Below are 15,501 nucleotides of genomic sequence, written 5' to 3' on the forward strand. Positions count from 1 at the left end.
TTCCGGGACACCCGCCCAAGGAGTGCGCCGTGCGATTCACGGGCGCATGGACGCGGATCGACTACGCGGGGCAGCTTGGCTGCTCGGTCCGTCAGGCTGGGCTGACCGCGTGCAATCGCCATGTGTCGGGAACGCCTTTGAGCCTGTGCTGACCACAGTCCTCAAATCGGAACGGGGCGCCCAGCATGAGCTGGCGGGTGAGGTCCGAGGCGAGGACCTGACCACCTTCGGCCAGCGCCATGACGCGGGCTGCGACGACCACGCCAAGGCCGCTGATATCCTCGCCGCGGATTTCGATCTCACCGGTATGGGTGCCAAAACGGGTATCAAGGTCGATTGCCGAAAGGGCGGCGCGCAGGGCCTCGGCACAGGCCAGGGCGCTGGTCGGCGAGGCGAAGGTGGCCAGAACCCCGTCGCCGGTGAATTTGACCAGATGGCCACCGTGGCGGGCGATCTGGGCGGTGCAAATGCTGTCGTGCCGGTTCATCAGGTCACGCCAGCGGTCATCGCCGATCCGGGCCTGTTGTGCCGTAGATTCGACCAGATCCGAGAACAGCACGGTGGCGAGCGTCCGGGTGGGCTGTAGCGTGGTCGGGGCCGCGCCGGTGATGAATTCGGTAATGGCGGCGACATAGCTTTCGACGTCCCCCTCCCACGGCACATGCTCGTGGCCGGGCACGGGGTTATACTCTGTCACCGGCATCAGGCGCAGAAAGTCCTGCGCGCTGGTTTTGCCGTTGGGTTCCTCGGCCTCGCGATGAGTGATCAGGGCGCGGTGCGGGATCGAAGGCAGCAACGCGCGGATATCGATATAGGCGGCAAGCTCATAGAGGTTGGCCACGGTGATCGGAGTGGCGCTCATCCGCTGGAAATGGGCCCAGGCCTCCTGACCTTCGATGGTGTGCTGATCGGGTCCGAAATCCGAAAACGGGTGGGGCTGGTTGGGCTTGCCCCGGTTCTCGCGCAGCTGGGTCAGGTCATGTTGCAGGCTCTCGGCGCCCAGAAGGCCCCGGGCCAGACGACCCTGAGCATAACCACCGCAGAGCACCAGACGCTCAAACCGCTCCGGGCGCAATGCCGCATAGACACAGGACAGCGAGGCGCCCTCGGAAAACCCGATAAGCGTGGCAGAGGCCATTTCGGCAGCGTCCATCACCGCTTCGATATCGCCCATGCGTTCTTCCATCGTCGGGGCGCCCTGAATGCGGTCGGACATGCCATTGCCGCGCTTGTCGAAAGTTGCAAGCCGACCGATCGCGCTGAGGCCGGTCATCCAGTGCAGATAGCCGGGGTCTTCCAGCGGTGCTTCGAGATGCGAGATCATGCCAGGGACGAGCACCAGATTACGCGGTCCGTCACCCCAGACCTGATAGGCGATCGAGAGGCCGTCGGCTTCGGTAAAAAGGGTCTCGACACTGGCGGTCATGCTATCCCCGTGTGTCAGATTGGGTTTGTCGTATAAGCACTCATCATGAGGTTATGAGGGTGTTTTGGTCAACAATGGGGATGTTAAGTGGCTTGATGAGACCTTGCTGGCGGCGTCGATGGGTTACTAATGTCAGATGGCTGCAGCTAGTTTTGGTGAAACCGCTAGAAGTCAAAGAGCGGTCATGCGCCTAACGATTGGCCAGCCATAGTTCGAAGTTTAACAGCACATCGTCACCAGATTTCTCGTATTTGGATTTTGCGTCAAACCCTCGTAACCCCTGAAATGCATCGCCTGGGACTTCGCTCACGGCGGATTAAGACGCAGGCTCAAACCGATCATATGGCCGGCAACCTTCTTGTTCCATATTCGATTGGCAAGCTTCAATCGCCGAAATATACTGAAGCAAATAGTCTGGCGCATCATTTGATTTGGCAGCCTCAGCTAACAGTTCCTCAGCCTCATCGTGTCGACCTGCTACAGAAAGTGTATATGCGACAATCGCTTGCAAAAACGGTTTGTCTTCAACTGCGGCACGCTGAAACTCCGCGTTAGCTTCTTCAACAAAGGAACTAGTAAGCTCTTCATTGGCAAGAAAGTTCTCGTTATCGAACCACAAAGAACTTAGTAGAAGGCCAAATGATGTCTCTGTTCCTGCTTCACCAAGGTGCAGCGCAACGCCATAAGCTCTTTGCCAAGGTGGCAATTGCTTCAGCGCCTCAAACTCTTCGGATTGCAAAAATACCTCCAGTTCGGACAGTTGCTCGTCGGAAAACTCTTGGTACATGGGCAACCCATTTTCAGGGCACACAGGAAGTCTGGTCACAAAATCACACGACGTAACAGGGGCGAAAGACATAGTTCGCCCCATCGTGGTGCAAGACGCTGTTCCAGTTACGGTGAACTCTTCACCGCCAACCGGGCAGGTTACCGATTCATCTATTGGCGAACCAGAAAAGGATACACTCGGAAACAAAAGCGTCGAGAAAACAAGTGTTAATAATGATCGGGTCATTCAATCGCTCCAAGAATTACCGCCGCAAACGTGCCCTTTTCGTAGGGCTAAATCAACACATGGTTGATCACAGGAGGCACATGTCTGTGCCTTCTGTTGCCCAACCCCCGTACGCATCATTCCCGGGGCTTAAACTTCTTTCCCTCATAACTCCTTTCAACAAGCCGGGCAGAGCGGCGGCAGAAAGGAGCACAGATGGTATTCGATTTCTTGCGTCGTGGATCGGTTGGCGAGGCGCCCGAGGCGAAGGCGAGCGCGGCGGGGCCTGTGGTGGCGTGGCAGACGGGCGGGCGCGTGGCGTGGAGCCCTCGGGATGCGGTGTCGCTGACGCGGACAGGGTTTTCGGGGAACCCGGTGGGGTTCCGCTCGGTCAAGTTGATTGCCGAGGCGGCGGCGGCTCTGCCCTTGGTTCTGCAGGATCAGGCGCAGCGGTTTGATACTCATCCGATCCTGTCGCTGATGCGTCGTCCGAACGCGGCGCAGGGGCGGGCAGAGTTGATGGAGGCCTTGTTCGGGCAGTTGCTGCTGTCGGGCAATGCATATGTTGAGGCGGTGCAGGCTGACGAGGGCCTGCCGGTTGAGCTGCATGTGCTGCGCTCGGACCGGATGAGCGTGGTGCCGGGGGCGGATGGGTGGCCCAAGGCGTATGACTATGCGGTGGGTGGCAAGAAGCACCGGTTTGCGGCGGAAAACATCTGTCACATCAAATCGTTTCACCCCCAGGATGATCACTACGGGTTCTCGCCGATGCAGGCCGCGGCGATGGCGATTGATGTGCATAACAGCGCGTCTCGCTGGTCGAAATCGCTGCTAGACAATGCAGCGCGGCCTTCGGGGGCGCTGGTGTGGAAAGGCGATGGCCATGGGGTGATGGCAGAGGATCAGTTCCGGCGTCTGTCGGATGAGATCGAGCAGAACTATCGCGGGGCACGCAATGCCGGTCGGCCGATGGTTCTGGAAGGGGGGCTGGATTGGAAGCCGATGGGCTTTTCCCCCTCGGACATGGAGTTTCAGAAGACCAAGGAAGCCGCCGCCCGCGAGATCGCGCTGGCCTTTGGTGTCCCGCCGATGCTGCTGGGGATCCAAGGTGACGCGACCTATTCGAACTATCAGGAGGCCAACCGGGCGTTTTATCGCCTGACTGTTCTGCCCCTGGTGACGCGGGTGGCGGCGGCGGTGTCCGAGTGGTTAGCGGGCTTCTCGGGTGAGGAGCTGATGCTGAAACCCGATCTGGATCAGGTTCCCGCGCTGTCGGCGGAACGTGATGCGCAATGGGCGCGGGTCAGCGGGGCCGAATTCCTGACCGATGCCGAGAAACGCGCGCTGCTGGGGCTGCCGGAGCGTGGCGATGGGTGACGGGTATCCTCCGTTCGACTGCGCGCCCGGCCTGCGTCTGGCCGCGCATGAGCGGGTGGCCGAGATCCAGCACGCTCACTTATGTCGGCGGCTGGATCAGATCGAAGAGATGATGGAGCGGCTGGAGAAACGGCTGTGGCTGACGGTCTATGGCGTGGCGGCGGTCATTCTGGCGCAGGCATTTCAGTCATTCCTTTCGGTATCGCCTTAGTTTCAGTTGGTTACGTGGAGAAGTTCATGGATTTGGAACATAAATTCGCACGGTTCGGAGACGGGCTACAAGTCTCAGACGACGCGGTGATCGAAGGCTATGCCAGCCTGTTCGGTCAGGTTGATCAGGGCAGCGATGTGGTGCAACGCGGGGCGTATCACGGCTCGCTCGAAGGGCTCAGGGCCTCAGGGCAGCGTGTCAAGATGCTGTGGCAGCACGATCCGGCGCAGCCTATTGGTGTCTGGGACGAGGTGCGCGAGGACGACACCGGCCTGTGGGTCAAGGGGCGTCTGCTGGAAAGCACGCAAAAGGGCCGTGAGGCGGCCGAGTTGATCCGGGCGGGCGCGATGGATGGCCTGTCCATTGGCTATCGCACCAAACGGGCTGTGAAGAATGACAAGGGCCAGCGGGTCCTGACTGAACTGGAGCTGTGGGAGGTGTCTTTAGTGACCTTCCCGATGCTGCCCAGTGCGCGGGTGGCGGCAAAAGGGAGCGACCCTGAGGCCGAGAACACCCTGCGCAGTATTGCCGAGGTGTTCATCGACGCCCGGCAGGAGCTGGCGCGGACCTAGCGCGCCTCAAACCCACCCAAAAACAGGACATGCTGATGAGCAAGACCGAGAGCCCGGCCTTGACCGGAGAGGGTGCGCCCCTGGTTCAGGAGGTGAAGCAGGCGATGGCTGGCTTCGTGAATGAATTCAAGGGCCTGAAGGCTGAAGTTAAAACCAAACTGCAACAGACAGAAGAGCGACTGACCATGCTGGATCGTAAATCAACCATCGCGGCGCGCCCGCATCTTGCGGCAGCCATCGAAGATGGAGCCCCGCACCAGAAGGCGTTCGACGCCTATGTGCGGTCCGGCGAGGATGACGGGCTGCGCGGGCTTGAGATGGAGTCGAAATCTCTGTCCTCAGCCGTGAACAGCGATGGCGGGTATCTGGTTGATCCGCAGACGGCGGAAATCATCAAATCGGTGCTGAAATCCACCGCTTCGATCCGCTCGATCGCGTCTGTTGTGAATGTCGAGGCGAACTCGTTCGACGTGCTGATCGACCACACCGATGTGGGCGCGGGCTGGGCCGACGAAAACGCCGCCGCAACCGAGACGGCGACCCCGTCGATTGACCGTATCTCGATCGCTCTGCACGAGCTGAGCGCACTGCCGAAGGCCTCGCAGCGTTTGCTGGACGACAGCGCGTTTGACGTCGAAGGCTGGCTGGCCGGTCGTATCGCCGACAAGTTTGCGCGCGCCGAGGCAGCGGCGTTCATCTCGGGCGACGGTGCGGACAAGCCCAATGGCATCCTGAACCACACCAAGGTCGACAATGATGTCTGGGCCTGGGGCAATATCGGCTATGTGCCCACTGGCATTGATGGTGGTGTCGATGCGGACGCGATTGTCGATGTTGTCTATGCGCTGGGCGCGCAGTACCGCGTCAACGGCACCTTCGTGATGAACTCGAAGACCGCCGGTGTGATCCGCAAGCTGAAGGACAGCGATGGCCGCTTCCTGTGGTCGGATGGTCTGGCAGCGGGTGAGCCTGCGCGTCTGATGGGATATCCGGTGCTGATCGCCGAAGATATGCCGGATGCGGGCACCGACAGCTTCTCGATTGCCTTTGGTGATTTCCAGGCCGGTTACACCATTGCCGAGCGTCCCGATCTGCGCGTGCTGCGCGATCCGTTCAGCGCCAAGCCGCATGTCCTGTTCTACGCGACCAAGCGCGTGGGCGGTGATGTCAGCGATTTTGCTGCGATCAAGCTGGTGAAATTCGGCACCGCCTAAGCGGTGACGGATCCGGGGGGCTGCAAGGCCCCTCGGGCGGCGGGTACGGGCCGGGGTGAGATCCCCCGCGTTGTCTAGCTGCTCCCCTCCGTCCGAGCAACGTGGGGCGGCGCGTGCCCGTCATTTTCATGAGAGAGGCCCCGGAGGGGTCCGAGATTGCGGAGTGAATGGATGATGTTGATCGAAGAAACCGCCATCGCGGATGCGGTGCTGCCGGTGGATCAGTTCAAGGCGCATCTGAGGCTGGGCACGGGCTTTGCCGAAGACAATGTGCAGGACGAGGTGCTGAACGGTTTTCTGCGCGCCGCGATTGCCGCGATTGAGGCGCGCACCGGTAAGGTGCTGATTGCACGCACGTTTTCGTGGAGCCTGAACGGCTGGCGTGACACAGCCGGTGAGGTTCTGCCAGTGGCCCCGGTGACGGCCATCGATGCGGTGACAACAAGCGATGCGGCAGGGTCCGAGACGGTTGTTGCGCCCGGCTCTTACCGGCTGGAGAGAGACAGCCAGCGGCCCCGGCTGCGTCCCATAGGATCGGCCCTGCCGACCGTTGCAACGGGCGGAGCGGTCCGGATTGCCTTTACTGCGGGTATGGCTGCGGATTGGGGCGGGCTGCCGGCCGATCTGGGTCAGGCGGTGCTGCTGTTGGCGGCGCATTACTATGAGTACCGGGATGAAACGGCGTTGGGCGACGGGTGCATGCCCTTTGGCGTGACCAGCCTGATTCAGCGCTATCGCATGGTGCGCTTTGGTGCCGGGGTGGCGCAATGAACGCGCCCCGCCTGAACCGCAAACTGGTGCTCGAGGCCCCGGTGCGGGTCGCCGACGGGTCCGGCGGTTATGCCGAGACCTGGGTAGCGCAGGGCACCCATTGGGCCGAAGTGACCGCCCGCAGCGGGTCCGAGCGCGCAATTGCCGGGGTGCCGGTTTCGCGCGTCAGCTATCGCATCGTGGTGCGCGGCGCGCCCGAAGGATCAAGCATGCGCCCTGCGCCCGATCAGCGGTTTCGCGAAGGGGCACGCCGGTTTGTGATCCGCGCGGTGGCCGAACGCGATGCGCGTGGCCAGTACCTGACCTGTTTTGCAGATGAGGAGGTGGCGGCATGAGCTATGGCGTTTCAGCCGCTTTGCAGGCGGCGGTGTTTCAGCAGCTGTCGGGCGACGCGCAGGTCAGCGCTCAGTCCGGGGGCGCGATCTATGACGCAGTGCCGTCGGGGACGGTGCCGCAGACCTATGTGACGCTGGGCCCGGAAGAGGTGCGCGATGCCTCGGACCGGTCGGGCGCGGGGGCTGTGCATCGGTTCACGGTTTCGGTGGTGTCCGAGGCGGCGGGGTTTGGGGCGGCCAAGACACTGGCGGGCGCAGTCTGTGACGCGCTGGAGGATGCCGCGCTGGTTTTGAACCGGGGCCGCCTTGTGGGGCTGTGGTTCGAACGCGCCTCAGCCCGGCGCACGGGAACCGGCGGTGCAATCCGCCAGATCGATCTGAGATTCCGCGCCCGCGTGGAAGACGACTAAGCAATCAACGGAGAGAGCATATGGCTGCCCAGAACGGTAAGGACCTGCTGGTCAAAGTGGATATGGATGGCACCGGCCTGTTTGAGACAATCGTAGGGCTGCGCGCCACGCGGATCAGTTTCAACGCCGAAAGTGTCGATGTGACAACCCTGGAGAGCCAGGGCGGATGGCGCGAGCTGTTGTCGGGGGCGGGGGTGAAATCCGCCGCGATCTCGGGCTCGGGCGTGTTCAAGGATGCCGGCACGGATGAGCGCGCGCGGCAGTTGTTTTTCGACGGCGAGACGCCGGGTTTTCAGGTGGTGATCCCCGGTTTCGGCATCGTCGAGGGCGCGTTTCAGGTGACCGGCATTGAATATGCGGGCTCGCATAATGGCGAGGCGACCTATGAGATGAGCATGGCCAGCGCCGGGGCGCTGAGCTTTACGGCGCTGTAAACCGATGGCCAATCCGTGGACGGGCGAGGTGGCTTTGACCATCGAAGGAGAGCAGCGGGTGCTCAAGCTGACGCTGGGCGCTTTGGCGGAATTGGAACAGGAGCTGGGCGCGGGGTCGCTGGTCGAACTGGTGCAGCGCTTTGAAGGCGGGGCCTATTCCAGCGGCGATGTGCTGGCGCTGCTTGTGGCGGGGCTGCGGGGCGGCGGCGCGGATGTCAGCCGCGCCGATCTGCTGCATGCCGAGATCGCGGGCGGGCCGATGGCAGGGGCGCGCGCGGCGGCCGAGCTGTTGGCACGGGCCTTCATGGTGCCTGAGACGTGAGCGGGTTTGACTGGCCCGCACTGATGCGCGCCGGGCTGCTGGGGTTGCGTCTGACGCCCGAGCAGTTCTGGCGTCTGACCCCGGCTGAGCTGCGGCTGATGCTGGGGCAGGGCGCCAGCGGGCCGGCGATGAACCGGGCCGGGCTGGACGCGCTGCTGGCGGCCTATCCGGACAAGACAGAAGGAGAGCGTGATGAAGACGGATCGTGACGGGATCGAAGACCTGCAGACGCGGGGCGAGGCGCTGGGAGACGCGCTGGGCGATGCGGCCAGCATGGCAGCGGCCTTTGACGGACAGATGAAACGGATCAGCGCCGCCTTTGAAGAGACCGGTAAGGATGTGGCCACGCTTGAGCGCGGCATGTCCGGCGGTCTGCGCAAGGCGTTTGACGGCGTGGTGCTGGACGGGATGAACCTGTCGGACGCGTTGGATGTGCTCAAAAACTCGATGATCCGCACGGCCTATTCGGCTGCGATCAAACCAGTGACGGATCACTTTGGCGGCATGTTGGCCAACGGGATCGGCGGCTTGGTGCAGGGCATTCTGCCCTTTGCCGATGGTGGCAGTTTCAGCCAGGGCCGGGTCATGCCCTTTGCAAATGGCGGCGTGATCAGCGGGCCGACCACCTTTCCGATGCGGGGGGGCACCGGGTTGATGGGCGAAGCCGGCCCCGAGGCGATCATGCCGCTGGCGCGGGGGGCGGATGGCAAGCTGGGTGTGCGCACGCAGGGCGGCGGCGGTGCAGTGAATGTGGTGATGAATATCACCACCCCCGATGTGCAGGGGTTCCGCCGGTCTCAGGGCCAGATCGCCGCGCAGATGAGCCGCGCCCTGGGTCGCGGCAATCGCAACAGATAACGGGAGCAGGTCATGAATTTCCACGAGGTGAGATTTCCCGCCAGCCTGAGTTTCGGGTCGGTCGGAGGGCCCGAACGGCGCACGGATATTGTGACGCTGGCCAACGGGTTCGAAGAACGCAACACACCCTGGGCGCATTCGCGGCGGCGCTATGATGCAGGGCTGGGGATGCGGTCGCTGGATGATATCGAGACTATGATCTCGTTCTTCGAGGCGCGGCAGGGGCAGATGTTCGGGTTCCGTTGGAAGGACTGGTCGGATTTCAAATCGGGAGCGTCCTCGGCGGATGTGGACAAAGAGGATCAGGTCATTGCCCGTGGCGATGGCGTGACGACCGAGTTCCAGCTGGTGAAGACCTACAGCTCGGGCGGGTTCAGCTATGTCCGGCCAATTGTGAAGCCGGTTCTGGGCACTGTGCGGTTGGGCCTTGAGCAGGACGCGCTGCGCGAAGGGGTGGATTTCGAGGTTGATCTGACCACGGGCCGGGTCAGTTTCGCCGATCCGCCGGTTGAGAATATGGAGATCACCGCCGGGTTCGAATTCGATGTGCCGGTGCGCTTTGACACCGACAAGATACAGACCAGCGTTGCAAGCTTTCAGGCAGGCGATGTGCCGAACGTGCCGGTGGTCGAGGTGCGCGTCTGATGAGCGGGAACAAAGAGGCGCTGCAGGCCCATCTGCAGAGCGGGCTGACCACCACCTGTCGGTGCTGGGCGATCACGCGCACCGATGGTCAGACATTCGGGTTCACCGATCACGACATGCCGCTGACTTTCGAGGGGATCACCTTCAAGGCCAGTACCGGGCTGACGGCTGCGGCGATCGAGCAGGCCACCGGTCTGTCGATCGACAATTCCGAGGCGATGGGTGCTCTGTCCGACGCCGCTGTGCGCGAAGAGGATATCGAGGCCGGTCGTTTCGACGGGGCCGAGGTGCGCGCGTGGCTGGTCAACTGGACTGCGCCCGAGCAGCGGGTGCTGCAGTTTCGCGGCTCGATTGGTGAGTTGCGGCGCGGCGGCGGTGCGTTTCACGCAGAGCTGCGCGGCCTGACCGATCTGCTGAACCGGCCCATGGGGCGCAGCTATCAGAAACCCTGTTCGGCCGTTCTGGGTGATGGGTCTTGTCGGTTTGATGTGAGCGCCCCCGGTTTTTCCGCTGAAATGGAGGTCGCCGAAGCGCAGGATGGCGTCCGCCTGTTGTTGCGCGGCGAGGGCGCGGCTGAGGGCGGCTGGTTTGCGCGCGGGCGACTGGATGTGCTGTCCGGGCAGGCCGAAGGGCTGTGGGCCTCGATCAAAGAGGACCGGCCGCTTGATGGCGGGCGCGACGTCACGTTGTGGACGGGTATCCGCGCCGCACTGTCCGCAGGGGATCGGGTGCGGTTGACCGCTGGCTGTGACAAGGCGATGGGGACTTGCCAGCTGAAGTTCAATAACATGCTGAATTTTCAGGGTTTCCCTGACTTGCCCGGAGAGGATTGGGTGATGGCCGTGCCGAAATCCAGCAAGCCGAATAACGGGGGCAGCAGACGATGATGCAGCAGAAAATCGTGGATGAAGCGCGGCTCTGGCTGGGCACGCCTTATGTGCATCAGGCCTCGCTCCGTGGGGCGGGGGCGGATTGCCTGGGTCTGCTGCGTGGTGTCTGGCGGGCGGCGATTGGCGCCGAGCCCGAGGCGGTGCCGGTCTACAGCATGGACTGGTCCGAACCGCAGGGTGAGGAACGCATGTGGGCCGCTGCGCGCCGTCATCTGACCGAAAAGCCCCCCGAGGCGATGGCCGCCGGAGATGTGGTGCTGTTTCGGATGCGCGCGGCCAGTGTGGCCAAACATGTGGGTATCGTCAGCGCAATGGAACCGGTGCCGCGTTTTATTCACGCCTATTCGGGCCATGGCGTTGTTGAAAACACGCTGAGCGATCCCTGGCGCCGCCGGGTGGTCGCCTGTTTTGCATTTCCGTCGGAGGGTTTCTAATGGCAACGATCGTTTTATCGGCCGCCGGGGCCGCAATAGGCGGTTCGATCGGCGGCACAATTGCGGGGCTGTCGACGGCAGTGATCGGGCGCGCGCTGGGCGCGACGCTGGGCCGGGTCATCGACCAGCGCCTGATGAGCCAGTCCGTCATGGGCGGCGGCAGCGAGGTGGTCGAGACGGGGCGTCTGGACCGGTTTCGCATATCGGAAACCGGCGAGGGCGCGCCAGTGGCGACCATATACGGGCGTATGCGTGTGGGTGGTCAGGTGATCTGGGCCTCGGATTTTCTTGAGACCAAGAGCACGTCGACCGAAACCCTGACGGCGGGTGGCGGTGGCAAGGGCTCACCCAGTCAGCCTGAGGTAACGACAACCACGGTGACGCATAGCTACAGCTACTCCATCTCGCTGGCGATTGCGCTGGGCGCCGGTGAGATCGCCGATGTGCCCCGTGTCTGGGCTGATGGCGAAGAGGTCGAGCTGAGTTCGCTGAACATGCGGATCTACAAGGGGGATGACGCACAGCTGCCCGATCCGTTGATCGAAACCATCGAGGACGCAGGGCAGGTGCCCGCCTATCGCGGTACCGCTTATGTGGTGATCGAGGATTTGCAGCTGGGCAACTATGGCAACCGCGTGCCGCAGTTTTCGTTTGAAGTCGTGCGCCCCGAGCAAAAGATGCTGCCTGATCATGACAGCGCTTTGTCGCAGGTCATCAAAGGCGTGGCGCTGATGCCGGGGACTGGAGAATACGCGCTGGCCAGCCGTCAAGTGAACTATACCAAGGGGCAGGGGCGCAGCTGGGCGGCCAATGTCAATTCGAGGTCCGGGAAGCCGGATCTGGTGACCTCAGTCCGGGCTTTGCAGCACGAGCTGCCGGGATGCGAGGCGGCCTCGCTGATCGTGTCGTGGTTCGGGGATGACCTGCGCTGTGGCACGTGTCAGATCCGGCCCAAGGTGGTGCGCAGCGATGTGGATGGTGAGAATATGCCCTGGCGGGTGGCCGGTCTGACGCGGACATCTGCACAGGTGGTCGAGCATGAGGATGAGCGCCCCGTATACGGGGGCACGCCCGCTGACGATGCGGTCGTCGAGGCGATCCGTCACCTGACGGCGTCAAACAAGCGGGTGATGTTCTACCCCTTCATTTTGATGGATCAGCTGAGGGGAAACGGTTTGCCCAATCCCTGGTCTGAGAGTGGCGAGCAGCCTCATCTGCCGTGGCGGGGTCGGATCACGCTGGACATCGCGTCGGGGCGGGCAGGGTCTGTCGATCAGACTGCTCACGCAACCGCGCAGGTGGCGGCATTCTTTGGCACGGCACAGGCCAGTGACTTCACCGTTGCAAATGGTCAGGTGACTTATACCGGTCCGCAGGAGTGGGGTTTGCGCCGGTTCATCCTGCACAATGCGGCCCTGTGCAAGGCGGCGGGGGGCGTGGCCTCCTTCTGCATCGGCTCGGAAATGCGCGGCCTGACACAGATCAGGGATGCGGATGGCTTCCCGGCGGTGGCGCGGTTGCGCAGTTTGGCCGCCGAGGTGCGTCAAATACTGGGGGCGGGCACCCAGATTGGCTATGCCGCCGACTGGACTGAGTATTTCGGCTATCAGCCCGCCGATGGCAGTGGGGACCGCTATTTTCATCTCGACCCGTTGTGGGCAGATGACAACATCGATTTCATCGGCATTGACAACTACATGCCGCTGTCTGACTGGCGGGACGGAGAGGATCACGTGGATGCGCAGGCGGGGGCCAGTTCGATCTACGATCTGGACTATCTGCGCGGCAATGTCCAAGGCGGCGAAGGGTATGACTGGTACTATGCCTCACCCGAAGAGGCAGAGGCCCAGATCAGAACGCCGATCGAAGATGGCGCACATGATGAGCCTTGGGTCTGGCGCTATAAGGACCTGCGCAACTGGTGGTCGAACCGGCATCATGAACGGATTGGAGGTGTTCAGCAGGCCACACCCACAGCATGGCTGCCCGGATCAAAACCGATCTGGTTTACCGAGCTGGGATGTGCTGCCATCGACAAGGGCACCAACCAGCCCAACAAGTTTCTGGACCCGAAATCGTCGGAATCGAGTCTGCCCGCCTATTCCAACGGCATGCGCGATGATTTCATGCAGGTTCAGTACCTTAAGGCCGTTCTGGGCTATTGGGACGATCCGCAGACCAACCCGGTGTCGCATGTCTATGGCGCGCCGATGGTGGATTTGGCCAACGCCTATGTCTGGGCGTGGGATGCGCGGCCGTATCCGACCTTTCCCAACCTGCGCTCGCACTGGAGCGACGGAGCCAACTATCCTCGCGGCCACTGGCTGAATGGCCGGTCTGGCGCGCGCACGCTGGCTTCGGTGGTGACTGAGATTTGCCATGGGGCGGGGGTCACCGCTATCGATGTGTCAGACCTGCACGGAGTTGTGCGCGGTTATGCTGTCGAAGACGTGATGAATGCACGCTCGGCTTTGCAGCCGCTGATGCTGCGCTACGGGTTCGATGCGATTGAACGTGATGGTGTGTTGATATTCCGAACCCGCGGCGGGCGCGGCCCGCAGGCGATCGACCCGGATCAGATCGCAGTCAGTTCCGAGATCGAAGGGCGCGTGGAATATCGTCGTGAGGCTGAGGCCGAGATGACCGGGCGCGTCCGCCTGCGGTTTGTGCAGTCGGATGCCGATCACGATGTGGTCGCGGAAGAGGCGATTTTGCCCGACGACGAAACTCACGCGGTTGCCGTGAACGAGATGCCCCTGTCGATGACGCGGGCTGAGGGGCGGCAGACGGCGGAGCGCTGGCTGAGCGAGGCGCGCACCTCGCGTGAAACCGCGCGGTTCGCCCTGCCGCCGTCAAAGATGCAGATCGGCGCAGGGGATGTGGTTCGACTGCTCAATGCGGGCGGGTCGGGTGATGCGCTGTATCGAATTGACCGTGTGGAACAGGCCGAGATGCAAATGGCGGATGCCGTCCGCATTGAGCCCGGTGTCTATGCGGCGTCAGACTTGCCGGATGACAGTGTAACGGCCAAGCCCTTCAACGCGCCGGTGCCCGTGCTGCCGGTCTTCATGGACCTCCCGCTGATCACCGGGGCCGAAGTGCCCCATGCGCCCTATCTGGCAGTGTCCGCCGATCCCTGGCCGGGCAATGTGGCCGTCTATGGGGCCGATGAGGATGAAGGTTACGCCCTGCGCGAGATCATATCGGGGCAGGCGGTGATCGGCTTTACCGAAACGCCGCTGTTTCGGGCCGGGGCAGGCCTGTGGGACGAGGGCAGCCCGTTGCGCGTGAACCTGTTGGATGGGGTTCTGGAATCGCGGACTCGATTTGCCTTGCTGAATGGCGCCAACCTTGCGGCGATTGGGGATGGCACAACCGGCAACTGGGAATTGTTCCAGTTTGCAACGGCTGACCTTGAGGCCCCCGGTGTCTATGCCCTGTCAGGGCGACTCCGCGGTCAGCTGGGCACGGATGCGCTGATGCCGGATGTCTGGCCCGAGGGGTCGATGTTCGTGCTGATGGACCAACGGGTCTATCAGACCGGTCTGTTACCGACCGAGCGGCGCGTTGCGCGGCACTATCGGATCGGTCCGGCGGTGCGCGGCTATGATGACCCGTTTTATGTGCATCTGGTCGAGAGTTTTCAGGGCAACGGTTTGCGCCCCTATGCGCCCGCGCATCTAAAGGCCAGTGCCTCAGCCGGTGATGATGTCATAAGCTGGGTGCGCCGCACGCGTATCGATGGCGATGACTGGAGCGGGCTGGATGTGCCGCTGGGCGAAGAAAGCGAGACCTATCTGGTCCGGGTGCATGACAATGGCACGCTGGTGCGTGAGGCGATGACCAGCGCCCCCAATTGGCAGTACCCGGCGGCGATGAAGGCACAGGACGGAGTCGCCGGCGCGTATGAGATCAGCGTGGCGCAGGTCTCGGGCAGCTATGGCGCCGGGGCTGCTGCCCGGTTGGTGGTCGGGTAGGGCTGGCGGTGCGCCCCGTTCTGCACGGAGATATCAGCGCTGCGGCACGGGTTCTGTTGGCCCTGCCACAGCAGGATCGCAACCGGCTCTGCGCACGCATGATTGCCGAGGCCGAGCTTGCCGATCATCATGTGCTGCGCACCGGGCGGTTGCATCCCGTCTATGGCAACGGGTCGCTGATGGCGGCGGCCCGCAGCCGCCCGCTGGAGGATGAGCCGGCCTTTGACGACACCGATTATTGTTCCTGTTTCGAGACTGTTTTACGACACCTGATCCGGTTTCAGCTTAGCCAGAGGCGCAGCTGACGCATTTGCTGGCCGCCAGATCAAGCAGCAGCCGTCCATGCGGGATATCCGCGCCGCAATCCTCGCAATACCCATACTCACCCTCTTGAATGCGGGTGAGGGCGGCCTGCAGGCGCTGGGTCTCCAGATCGCGGCGGGCTTGCTGTGCTTTGGCCATCGCCTGATTCTGCAATGCGTCCATACGGCTGAGGCGCCCCACCGCCTGCTGGTCCAACTCCACCACCGATTGTGCCTGCTGACCGGCCGCGGAATTCTGTTCCAGCTCAGCCAGTTGGGCACAGATAAGCGTTTCGAATTTCTGCAGATCGGTGGCGTTCATTTTTTGT

General features: G+C 62.7%; 19 protein-coding genes. 16 read left to right on the forward strand and 3 right to left on the reverse strand.

Going from position 1 to position 15,501, the window contains the following annotated elements; translation table 11 throughout:
- Nucleotides 1-91 precede the first annotated feature (91 nt).
- Both ACR0I7_RS02675 and ACR0I7_RS02680 read right to left on the reverse strand, forming a co-directional pair.
- Complete coding sequence (locus tag ACR0I7_RS02675; RefSeq protein WP_480508161.1) at nt 92-1,426, reverse strand: adenylate/guanylate cyclase domain-containing protein; 1,335 nt, start codon at nt 1,424-1,426, stop codon at nt 92-94.
- Nucleotides 1,427-1,742: 316 nt separating this feature from the next.
- The gene (locus tag ACR0I7_RS02680; RefSeq protein WP_480508163.1) at nt 1,743-2,441 is read right to left on the reverse strand and encodes a hypothetical protein; all 699 of its coding nucleotides are present in this window, start codon (nt 2,439-2,441) and stop codon (nt 1,743-1,745) included.
- A 195-nt stretch (nt 2,442-2,636) separates the two neighbouring features.
- Here ACR0I7_RS02680 and ACR0I7_RS02685 point away from each other — a divergent pair, with 195 nt between their 5' ends.
- From ACR0I7_RS02685 to ACR0I7_RS02760, 16 genes are all read left to right on the forward strand, one after another.
- Nucleotides 2,637-3,797 carry a phage portal protein gene (locus ACR0I7_RS02685; protein ID WP_480508165.1) on the forward strand — a complete coding sequence of 387 codons (1,161 nt, stop codon included), beginning with the start codon at nt 2,637-2,639 and terminating at the stop codon, nt 3,795-3,797.
- Nucleotides 3,790-4,008 carry a GTA head formation protein, RCAP_rcc01685 family gene (locus ACR0I7_RS02690; protein ID WP_480508167.1) on the forward strand — a complete coding sequence of 73 codons (219 nt, stop codon included), beginning with the start codon at nt 3,790-3,792 and terminating at the stop codon, nt 4,006-4,008. Before ACR0I7_RS02685 ends, ACR0I7_RS02690 begins: the two co-directional genes overlap by 8 nt.
- A 26-nt stretch (nt 4,009-4,034) precedes the next feature.
- Nucleotides 4,035-4,580 (forward strand): HK97 family phage prohead protease, encoded by a 546-nt coding sequence (locus ACR0I7_RS02695; protein ID WP_480508169.1) that lies wholly within the window; start codon nt 4,035-4,037, stop codon nt 4,578-4,580.
- Between the two features lie 35 nt (nt 4,581-4,615).
- Entirely contained in the window at nt 4,616-5,794 is a 1,179-nt protein-coding gene (locus ACR0I7_RS02700) for a phage major capsid protein (protein WP_480508171.1), read from the forward strand.
- 171 nt (nt 5,795-5,965) lie between these two features.
- Nucleotides 5,966-6,565, forward strand: a complete 600-nt coding sequence (locus ACR0I7_RS02705; protein ID WP_480508172.1) for a head-tail connector protein — start codon at nt 5,966-5,968, stop codon at nt 6,563-6,565.
- Nucleotides 6,562-6,900, forward strand: coding sequence for a phage head closure protein (locus tag ACR0I7_RS02710; protein WP_480508174.1), 339 nt, complete (start codon nt 6,562-6,564; stop codon nt 6,898-6,900). Before ACR0I7_RS02705 ends, ACR0I7_RS02710 begins: the two co-directional genes overlap by 4 nt.
- Entirely contained in the window at nt 6,897-7,310 is a 414-nt protein-coding gene (locus ACR0I7_RS02715) for a DUF3168 domain-containing protein (protein ID WP_480508176.1), read from the forward strand. The genes ACR0I7_RS02710 and ACR0I7_RS02715 overlap by 4 nt, the downstream gene beginning before the upstream one ends.
- Nucleotides 7,311-7,330: 20 nt before the next feature.
- Nucleotides 7,331-7,744 (forward strand): phage major tail protein, TP901-1 family, encoded by a 414-nt coding sequence (locus tag ACR0I7_RS02720; RefSeq protein WP_480508178.1) that lies wholly within the window; start codon nt 7,331-7,333, stop codon nt 7,742-7,744.
- 4 nt (nt 7,745-7,748) lie between these two features.
- On the forward strand, nt 7,749-8,066 hold the full coding sequence (locus ACR0I7_RS02725) for a gene transfer agent family protein (RefSeq protein ID WP_480508180.1): 318 nt from the start codon (nt 7,749-7,751) through the stop codon (nt 8,064-8,066).
- Complete coding sequence (locus tag ACR0I7_RS02730; RefSeq protein WP_480508182.1) at nt 8,063-8,275, forward strand: rcc01693 family protein; 213 nt, start codon at nt 8,063-8,065, stop codon at nt 8,273-8,275. The genes ACR0I7_RS02725 and ACR0I7_RS02730 overlap by 4 nt, the downstream gene beginning before the upstream one ends.
- Nucleotides 8,259-8,924, forward strand: a complete 666-nt coding sequence (locus tag ACR0I7_RS02735) for a phage tail tape measure protein (protein WP_480508184.1) — start codon at nt 8,259-8,261, stop codon at nt 8,922-8,924. Before ACR0I7_RS02730 ends, ACR0I7_RS02735 begins: the two co-directional genes overlap by 17 nt.
- 12 nt (nt 8,925-8,936) lie before the next feature.
- Nucleotides 8,937-9,569: a phage distal tail protein, Rcc01695 family gene (locus ACR0I7_RS02740; RefSeq protein ID WP_480508186.1), complete on the forward strand. Its 633-nt coding sequence runs from the start codon at nt 8,937-8,939 to the stop codon at nt 9,567-9,569.
- A complete protein-coding gene (locus ACR0I7_RS02745) occupies nt 9,569-10,456 on the forward strand; it encodes a DUF2163 domain-containing protein (protein WP_480508188.1) in 888 nt (295 codons plus the stop codon). Before ACR0I7_RS02740 ends, ACR0I7_RS02745 begins: the two co-directional genes overlap by 1 nt.
- Nucleotides 10,456-10,893, forward strand: a complete 438-nt coding sequence (locus ACR0I7_RS02750; RefSeq protein ID WP_480508190.1) for an NlpC/P60 family protein — start codon at nt 10,456-10,458, stop codon at nt 10,891-10,893. The genes ACR0I7_RS02745 and ACR0I7_RS02750 overlap by 1 nt, the downstream gene beginning before the upstream one ends.
- Nucleotides 10,893-14,870 carry a baseplate multidomain protein megatron gene (locus ACR0I7_RS02755; protein ID WP_480508192.1) on the forward strand — a complete coding sequence of 1,326 codons (3,978 nt, stop codon included), beginning with the start codon at nt 10,893-10,895 and terminating at the stop codon, nt 14,868-14,870. The genes ACR0I7_RS02750 and ACR0I7_RS02755 overlap by 1 nt, the downstream gene beginning before the upstream one ends.
- Before the next feature lie 8 nt (nt 14,871-14,878).
- Complete coding sequence (locus ACR0I7_RS02760) at nt 14,879-15,175, forward strand: DUF7742 family protein (RefSeq protein ID WP_480508194.1); 297 nt, start codon at nt 14,879-14,881, stop codon at nt 15,173-15,175.
- Here ACR0I7_RS02760 and ACR0I7_RS02765 read toward each other — a convergent pair.
- Nucleotides 15,156-15,494, reverse strand: coding sequence for a TraR/DksA family transcriptional regulator (locus ACR0I7_RS02765; RefSeq protein ID WP_480508196.1), 339 nt, complete (start codon nt 15,492-15,494; stop codon nt 15,156-15,158). The genes ACR0I7_RS02760 and ACR0I7_RS02765 overlap by 20 nt on opposite strands.
- Between the last annotated feature and the right edge of the window lie 7 nt (nt 15,495-15,501).

It is taken from the genome of Ruegeria sp. AM1, assembly GCF_056540745.1.

Bases quoted from the DNA above. Each gene is read 5' to 3' on its own strand.
- ACR0I7_RS02675 (WP_480508161.1), bottom strand. From the start codon at position 1,426: ATGACCGCCAGTGTCGAGACCCTTTTTACCGAAGCCGACGGCCTCTCG.
- ACR0I7_RS02680 (WP_480508163.1), bottom strand. From the start codon at position 2,441: ATGACCCGATCATTATTAACACTTGTTTTCTCGACGCTTTTGTTTCCG.
- ACR0I7_RS02685 (WP_480508165.1), top strand. From the start codon at position 2,637: ATGGTATTCGATTTCTTGCGTCGTGGATCGGTTGGCGAGGCGCCCGAG.
- ACR0I7_RS02690 (WP_480508167.1), top strand. From the start codon at position 3,790: ATGGGTGACGGGTATCCTCCGTTCGACTGCGCGCCCGGCCTGCGTCTG.
- ACR0I7_RS02695 (WP_480508169.1), top strand. From the start codon at position 4,035: ATGGATTTGGAACATAAATTCGCACGGTTCGGAGACGGGCTACAAGTC.
- ACR0I7_RS02700 (WP_480508171.1), top strand. From the start codon at position 4,616: ATGAGCAAGACCGAGAGCCCGGCCTTGACCGGAGAGGGTGCGCCCCTG.
- ACR0I7_RS02705 (WP_480508172.1), top strand. From the start codon at position 5,966: ATGATGTTGATCGAAGAAACCGCCATCGCGGATGCGGTGCTGCCGGTG.
- ACR0I7_RS02710 (WP_480508174.1), top strand. From the start codon at position 6,562: ATGAACGCGCCCCGCCTGAACCGCAAACTGGTGCTCGAGGCCCCGGTG.
- ACR0I7_RS02715 (WP_480508176.1), top strand. From the start codon at position 6,897: ATGAGCTATGGCGTTTCAGCCGCTTTGCAGGCGGCGGTGTTTCAGCAG.
- ACR0I7_RS02720 (WP_480508178.1), top strand. From the start codon at position 7,331: ATGGCTGCCCAGAACGGTAAGGACCTGCTGGTCAAAGTGGATATGGAT.
- ACR0I7_RS02725 (WP_480508180.1), top strand. From the start codon at position 7,749: ATGGCCAATCCGTGGACGGGCGAGGTGGCTTTGACCATCGAAGGAGAG.
- ACR0I7_RS02735 (WP_480508184.1), top strand. From the start codon at position 8,259: ATGAAGACGGATCGTGACGGGATCGAAGACCTGCAGACGCGGGGCGAG.
- ACR0I7_RS02740 (WP_480508186.1), top strand. From the start codon at position 8,937: ATGAATTTCCACGAGGTGAGATTTCCCGCCAGCCTGAGTTTCGGGTCG.
- ACR0I7_RS02745 (WP_480508188.1), top strand. From the start codon at position 9,569: ATGAGCGGGAACAAAGAGGCGCTGCAGGCCCATCTGCAGAGCGGGCTG.
- ACR0I7_RS02750 (WP_480508190.1), top strand. From the start codon at position 10,456: ATGCAGCAGAAAATCGTGGATGAAGCGCGGCTCTGGCTGGGCACGCCT.
- ACR0I7_RS02755 (WP_480508192.1), top strand. From the start codon at position 10,893: ATGGCAACGATCGTTTTATCGGCCGCCGGGGCCGCAATAGGCGGTTCG.
- ACR0I7_RS02765 (WP_480508196.1), bottom strand. From the start codon at position 15,494: ATGAACGCCACCGATCTGCAGAAATTCGAAACGCTTATCTGTGCCCAA.